Annotated in this window: 5 protein-coding genes; all 5 read right to left on the minus strand. The window is 75.3% G+C overall.

Annotation, left to right across the window (positions count from 1 at the left end):
* Nucleotides 1-1,571: M1 family metallopeptidase (locus RIF68_RS22605; protein ID WP_309053113.1), on the minus strand; the 1,571-nt coding region annotated here is incomplete at its 3' end.
* A gap of 65 nt (nt 1,572-1,636) precedes the next feature.
* Nucleotides 1,637-3,943: an HD domain-containing protein gene (locus RIF68_RS22610; protein ID WP_309053114.1), complete on the minus strand. Its 2,307-nt coding sequence runs from the start codon at nt 3,941-3,943 to the stop codon at nt 1,637-1,639.
* 139 nt (nt 3,944-4,082) lie between these two features.
* A complete protein-coding gene (gene dapF, locus RIF68_RS22615) occupies nt 4,083-4,982 on the minus strand; it encodes a diaminopimelate epimerase (RefSeq protein WP_309053115.1) in 900 nt (299 codons plus the stop codon).
* Nucleotides 4,983-5,065: 83 nt separating this feature from the next.
* Nucleotides 5,066-5,536: a hypothetical protein gene (locus RIF68_RS22620; RefSeq protein ID WP_309053117.1), complete on the minus strand. Its 471-nt coding sequence runs from the start codon at nt 5,534-5,536 to the stop codon at nt 5,066-5,068.
* A 107-nt stretch (nt 5,537-5,643) separates the two neighbouring features.
* Nucleotides 5,644-6,582: a tRNA (adenosine(37)-N6)-dimethylallyltransferase MiaA gene (miaA, locus tag RIF68_RS22625; RefSeq protein WP_309053116.1), complete on the minus strand. Its 939-nt coding sequence runs from the start codon at nt 6,580-6,582 to the stop codon at nt 5,644-5,646.
* Nucleotides 6,583-6,628: the final 46 nt, after the last annotated feature.

The following is a 6,628-nucleotide window of genomic DNA, read 5'->3' on the forward strand; positions in this document are numbered from 1 at the left end:
GCGGGGTGGCTGCGCCAGTCCGGGTGACCGGGCATGGGCGGGGTGCTCTTCCCGTACAGCCAGCCCTGGAAGAAGGCGGTGAGGTCGCGGCCGGCGACCCGCTCGGCGAGGGCGGTGAAGTCGGCGGTGGTGGCCGTCCCGTCCCGGTGCCCGGCGACCCAGCGGCGTTCCAGGCGGTCGAAGGCCTCGGCGCCGATCTCCTGGCGGAGCGCGTAGAGGACCAGGGCGCTGCCGTCGTAGACGACGGGGCGGAAGAGGCTGATCTTCCGGCCGGGCGCGGGCGGCTCGGGGGCGGCGGGCGGGCCGCCTGCCGCCCGCCACGTGTCGGAGGCGGCGTAGGCGGCCCGCATGCGCCGCTCCATGGTCTCCCCGCCGTGCTCCTGCGCGTACAGGGCCTCGTACCAGGTCGCGTGGCCCTCATTGAGCCACAGGTCGGACCAGGTACGGGGCGAGACGCTGTTGCCGAACCACTGGTGCGCCAGCTCGTGGACCATGATCGAGTCGACGTACCACTCGGGCAGCCGGGTCGAGGTGAACAGGTTCCGCTCGAAGAGGGAGAGCGTCTGGGTCTCCAGCTCGTATCCGGTGCGCGCGTCCGCGACGAGGAGGCCGTAGGTCTCCAGGGGGTACGGGCCGACCCGGTCCTCCATCCACGCGATCTGGCCGGGCGTCTTGCGCAGCCAGGGTTCCATCAGCTCCCGGTCGGCGGTGCGCACCACGTCCCGCAGGGGCAGCCCGTGCGGGCCGGTGCGGTGCAGGACGGTGGAGCGGCCGATGGAGACCTGGGCGAGTTCGGTGGCCATGGGGTGGCGCGTGCGGTACGTCCACGTGGTGGTCGTGCCGTGGTCGTCCCGGCCTGCGGGCAGGCCGTTCGCGACGGCGGTCAGGCCGCGCGGGGCGGTGATCCGGAAGGTGAAGTGCGCCTTGTCGGAGGGGTGGTCGTTGGAGGGGAAGACGCGGTGGGCCGCGTCGGCCTGGTTGGCCATGGCGAGGCCGTCGGTGGTGCGGACCCAGCCGCCGGTGTCGGCGGGCCCGCGCGGGTCGCTGGTGTGGGTGACGGTGATCTCGACGGCCTCCCCCGCGTCGACCGGCTCGGCCGGGGTGAGGACCAGGTCCTCGCCGCTGGTGGTGTGGGCGGCGGGCAGGTGGTCGACGGTGACGGCGGAGACCGTGCCGTGGGAGAAGTCGAGGTGCAGCCGGTCCAGGTCGGCCGTGGCGAGCGCCCGGATGCGGGTGACGGCGGCGAGCGGCTCGCTGTTGGTGCCGGGGTAGGTGAGGGCGATGTCGTACGCGAGGACGTCGTAGCCGGGATTGCCCAGGGTGGGGAACAGCCGGTCCCCGATGCCCAGGGGCTCGGGCACGGTGCCGGGCGCCGGAGCGGTGCCGCCCAGCGGCGCGAACGGCGTGCCGGGCCCCGGAGCGGTGCCGGCGTCCGCCCGGGGCGCCGGCGGGCCGGGGGCGGCTCCGGAGGCGGGCAGGGCGGCGGCGACCAGCCCGGCCGAGGAGGCGACGAGGACGGCGGCACGGAGCCACCGCGCGCGGGGAGCGGTGGGGCGGGGTGTGAGCGGCATGCGCTACCGCTACCAGGGCCTTCCCCGCTCCCCCGGGCGGCGCGCTCGCCCGCCACCCGAAGGGCTCACGCCCGGCGGCGGTCCTCCGGTGCCCCGTCCCCGTCGCGTGGGGTGCGGCCCCGCCCGCCGGGGGCGCGGTGCCGGGCGCGGGCCACGTCGTACACGCCCGGCACGTCCCGCATGGCGCGCATGAGGGCGGGCAGTCCGGCGGCGTCGGCCAGCTGGAGCGTGTACGTGTGGCGGACCCGCTGCTCGCTGGGCGGCTCGACGGTCGCGGCGACGACCTCGGCCCCGGCGGCGGCGATGGCCTCGGTGAGGTCGGCGAGGAGACCGGGGCGGCCGAAGGACTCGGCGACGAGCGTGACCCGGCACCGGGCGGTGGCGCCCCAGCGCACGGTGACGGGCGCCCGGCCCAGCCGGCGCATGGCATCGGCGGCGGCGCAGCCGGTCCGGTGGACGGTGACGGAGCCGCCGCGCACCTGGAAACCGGTGATCTCGTCGGGCGGTACGGGGGTGCAGCACCCGGCCGGGCGGACGGCGGCGGGTGGCTCGCCGTCCAGTTCGGCGTGGAGCTCGGCGCCCGACCGCCGGTCGGCCGTGACGCTGAGGGGTGGACGCGGGTCACCGGCGGCGGGGGCCTCGGCGGCCTCCGGGTGGGCCTGCAGCCAGGTGGTGATCGCGATCCGGGCGGCGGGGGTACGGGCGTGCTCCAGCCACTCCGGGGAGGGCCCGGAGGCGGTGTCCTGGCGGACTCCGGCGGGGGTGCCGGCGGGCCCGCCGGGGAGCAGGAGCTGGACGGTGTCGCCGTCGGCGAGGACGGTGCCGAGAGGGGCGAGCCGGCCGTTGACGCGGGCGCCGAGACAGGCGTGGGCGGCTTCGCCGTGCTGGGCGTAGGCGGCGTCGACGCAGGTGGCGCCGGCGGGCAGGCCGAGGGTGCCGCCGTCGGCGCGGAACACGGTGATCTCACGGTCCTCGGCCAGGTCGGCGCGGAGCGAGGTCCAGAAGGTGTCGGGGTCGGGGACGGCCTGCTGCCAGTCGAGGAGGCGGGCGAGCCAGCCGGGGCGGGTGGGGTCGACGCGCTCCCCGTCGAGCGGTTCCCGGGCCGCGGGCGGCTCCGGGGCGGCGGACGGCTCCGGGCCCGGGGAACGCGGAGGTCCCGCGGCCGGGCCTGGCCCGGGGGCGGCGGGGGCCGGTTCGTGGCCCACGTACGGGTTGCCCAGGGCGACGACGCCCGCCTCGGCCACCTTGTGCATCCGGTGGGTGCGGATGAGGACCTCGGCGACGGAGCCGTCGGGAGCGGCGACGGCCGTGTGGAGGGACTGGTAGAGGTTGAACTTGGGGGTCGCGATGAAGTCCTTGAACTCGGAGATCACCGGGGTGAAACAGGTGTGCAGTTCGCCGAGGACGGCGTAGCAGTCGGCGTCCTCGGCGACGAGGACGAGGAGCCGGCCGAAGTCGCAGCCGCGCAGCTCGCCGCGCTTGAGCCGGACGCGGTGGACGGAGACGAAGTGGCGCGGCCGGACGAGAACCTCGGCGTCGATGCCGGCCTCGCGGAGCACGGTGGAGACCTGGTCGGCGACGGCACCGAGGGTGTCCCCGGACCGGGCGTCCCCGGCGACGAGCGCCCGGGTGTTCTCGTACTCCTCGGGGTGGAGGATGGCGAAGACGAGGTCCTCCAGCTCCGTCTTGAGGGCCTGGACGCCGAGCCGTTCGGCGAGGGGGATGAGGACGTCCCGGGTGACCCGGGCGATCCTGGCCTGTTTCTCCGGCCGCATGACGCCGAGGGTGCGCATGTTGTGGAGGCGGTCGGCGAGCTTGATGGACATGACCCGGACGTCGTTGCCGGTGGCGACGAGCATCTTGCGGAAGGTCTCGGGTTCGGCGGCGGCGCCGTAGTCGATCTTCTCGACCTTGGTCACGCCGTCGACCAGGTACGCGACCTCGTCCCCGAACTCCCGCCGCACCTGATCGAGCGTCACCTCCGTGTCCTCGACGGTGTCGTGGAGGAGGGAGGCGGTCAGGGTGGTGGTCTCCGCGCCGAGTTCGGCGAGGATGAGGGTGACGGCCAGCGGGTGCGTGATGTACGGCTCGCCGCTCTTGCGGAACTGGCCGCGGTGGGAGGACTCGGCGAGGACGTACGCCTTGCGCAGCACCCCCAGGTCGGCGTCGGGGTGGTGGGCGCGGTGCGCCTCCGCCACATGGCTGATGGCGTCGGGGAGCCGGTCGCGGGGGGTGGGTCCCGCGGTGGCGCCGAGGAGGGCGGCCCGGCCGAGCCGGCGCAGATCGAGCCGGGCGCGTGCGCGTCTGCGGACGGTGGTCTCGGCGGCGGCGGTCTCCGCCGCGCTCACGGGATGGGTGGCCTCTGCGCTCATGGGGCACCTCCGGCAACGTCGACCGGCGGTGGGCGGGCCAGGCGTGCCCGGGGGCCGGTGCTTGATGCTACCGACCCCACCACGTGGCGCAGTCACGCTCTCGCCGAGCGTGAATCGGATCACCCGATCGAGGGACGGGTCAGTCGTTGACCGGAGCGTCTCCCGGGCCCGCGAGCCAGGCGGGGTCGACGGTGCCCTCGGCGACGATCACGGCGGGTCCGGTCATCTCGATGGCGCCGTCGGGGTGCTCGGTGATGACGAGGGTCCCGCCGAGGACGTCGACGGTGTACGTGACGGGGGCGCCGGTCACGGCCGGGTCGGCGCCGTCGCGGCGGGCGGCGGCGACGGCCACGGCGCACGCGCCCGTGCCGCAGGAGCGGGTCTCGGCGGCTCCGCGCTCGTGGACGCGCATGGCGACGTGCCGGGGGCCCCGGTCGACCACGAACTCGATGTTGACGCCGTCCGGGTACACGGAGGCGGGCTCGTACGGCGGCTCGTCGTACAGGTTGCCCGCGTGGCTCAGGTCCTCGACGAAGGCGACGGCGTGCGGGTTGCCCATGTTCACGTTGCGCGCGGGCCAGCTGCGGCCGCCGACGGTGACGGTGACCCCGGCGTCGGGGAGGGCGGCCCTGCCCATGGAGACGGTGACGGAGCCGTCCTTGTCGAGGTGGACGCGCTTGACGCCGCCGCGGGTGGCGACGGCGACCTCGCCGGCGGTGACGTGCCCGGCGTGCTCCAGGTAGCGGGCGAAGACCCGGACCCCGTTGCCGCACATCTCGGCGACGGAGCCGTCGGCGTTCCGGTAGTCCATGAACCACTCGGCCTCGCCGGCCATGTGCCGGGCCTCGGGGTGGGCGGCGCTGCGCACGACGTGCAGCACTCCGTCGCCACCGATGCCGGCCCGCCGGTCGCAGAGGCGGGCGACGACCGCGGGGGGCAGGTCGACGGCGTTCTCGGCGTCGGGGACGATCACGAAGTCGTTCTCGGTGCCGTGTCCCTTGAGGAACCGGAGGGCGGGTGAGGTCTGCGCGCTGGTCACACGATCAACTGTACGGGGTCGGGCCCGGGGGGCCGCCGGTTGTCCACAGGGCGGCGGGGCCTGGGGCGGGTGGGGGCGCGGGGTCAGCGGAGTCGGGCGACACGCCAGACGGCCAGGGCGACCAGCGCCGCGATCGTCACCGTGTAGAGGGCGAGGACGCGCCAGTTCGGGCGTTCGCCCGAGCCCCGCTGCGGGAGCCCCGGCCAGGTGTGGCCGACCTTGCGGGCGGCCATCATGCCCCACCCGGCCGCGCAGGAGCTGATCAGCAGACCGAGCATGGCGACCACGGCCCCGCCGTCGCCGGAACCGAAGGCGAGCGGGAAGGCGAACATCAGGGAGCCGACGGCCGCGAGGGCCACGATCGGCGCGAGCTGCCAGATCCGCAGCCGGCGCTGGGGCCGCAGCTCGACCTCGACCTCGGCGGCGTCCACCTCGACGGCGGTGCCCTCGGCCTCGTCGGGACCGTCCGGGGTCAGCCCCGGCGCGGGGGCGGCGTCACCGTCCGCGCGCAGGACCGCGTCGTGCTGCTCTCTGTCGCGAGGGCCGGCCTCCATCGCCACGCGCCCTCCCACTCGGACTCCACTTGGTCGATCGATGCTCGATGATGGCACGCTCCCGACCGCCGGAATGACGACCGGGGCGTCCCGATGCCATCACGTGATCAGGCTGTAACCGCTCGTTCGACCAACGACAGGGCCTCTCGCGGGAGTTCCCCGCGGTGGTCCGCGGCTCCGCTGAGCCAGTGGACGCGCGGGTCGCGGCGGAACCAGGAGTCCTGACGGCGGGCGAACCGCTTGGTGGCGCGTACGGTCTCGGCGCGCGCCTCTTCCTCGGTGCACTCTCCCGCGAGCGCGGCGAGCACCTGCTGGTAGCCGAGGGCCCGGGAGGCCGTACGCCCCTCGCGGAGCCCCAGGGCCTCCAGCGCGCGCACCTCGTCGACGAGGCCGGCCTCCCACATGCGGTCCACGCGCGCGCTGATGCGGGCGTCGAGTTCGGGGCGGGCGACGTCGACGCCGATCTGCACGGTGTCGTAGACGGACTCGTGACCCGGCAGGTTGGCGGTGAAGGGCTTGCCGGTGATCTCGATGACCTCCAGGGCCCGGACGACGCGCCGCCCGTTGCTGGGGAGGATGGCGCGGCCGGCCTCGGGATCGGCGGCGGCGAGGCGGGCGTGCAGGACGCCGGAGCCGCGCTCGTCGAGCTCCGCCTCCAGGCGGGCCCGGACCTCCGGGTCGGTGCCGGGGAACTCCAGGGCGTCGACGGCCCCGCGTACGTACAGGCCCGAACCGCCGACCAGGACGGGGGTGCGGCCCTCGGCGAGCAGCCGGTCGATCTCGGCGCGGGCCAGGCGCTGGTACTCGGCGACGCTGGCGGCCTCGGTCACGTCCCAGATGTCGAGGAGGTGGTGCGGGACGCCGCCGCGCTCCTCCACCGTCAGTTTGGCGGTCCCGATGTCCATCCCCCGGTAGAGCTGCATGGAGTCGGCGTTGACGACCTCGCCGCCGAGCTGCTGGGCCAAGAAAACGCCCAGATCGGACTTTCCGGCCGCGGTGGGACCGACGACGGCGATGACCCGCGGGGCGGGAGCTGCACTTCTCACCGCCCCAGTCTCGCAAACCTCCCGGCCCGTCCCCGAACGAGCGACG

The sequence above is a fragment of the Streptomyces sp. genome (genome assembly GCF_031178505.1).
GTDB lineage: Bacteria > Actinomycetota > Actinomycetes > Streptomycetales > Streptomycetaceae > Streptomyces > Streptomyces gulbargensis.

What these genes read in the sequence shown, in the direction of transcription:
- RIF68_RS22610 (WP_309053114.1), bottom strand. Translation starts at nt 3,943, where the DNA reads ATGAGCGCAGAGGCCACCCATCCCGTGAGCGCGGCGGAGACCGCCGCC.
- RIF68_RS22620 (WP_309053117.1), bottom strand. Translation starts at nt 5,536, where the DNA reads ATGGAGGCCGGCCCTCGCGACAGAGAGCAGCACGACGCGGTCCTGCGC.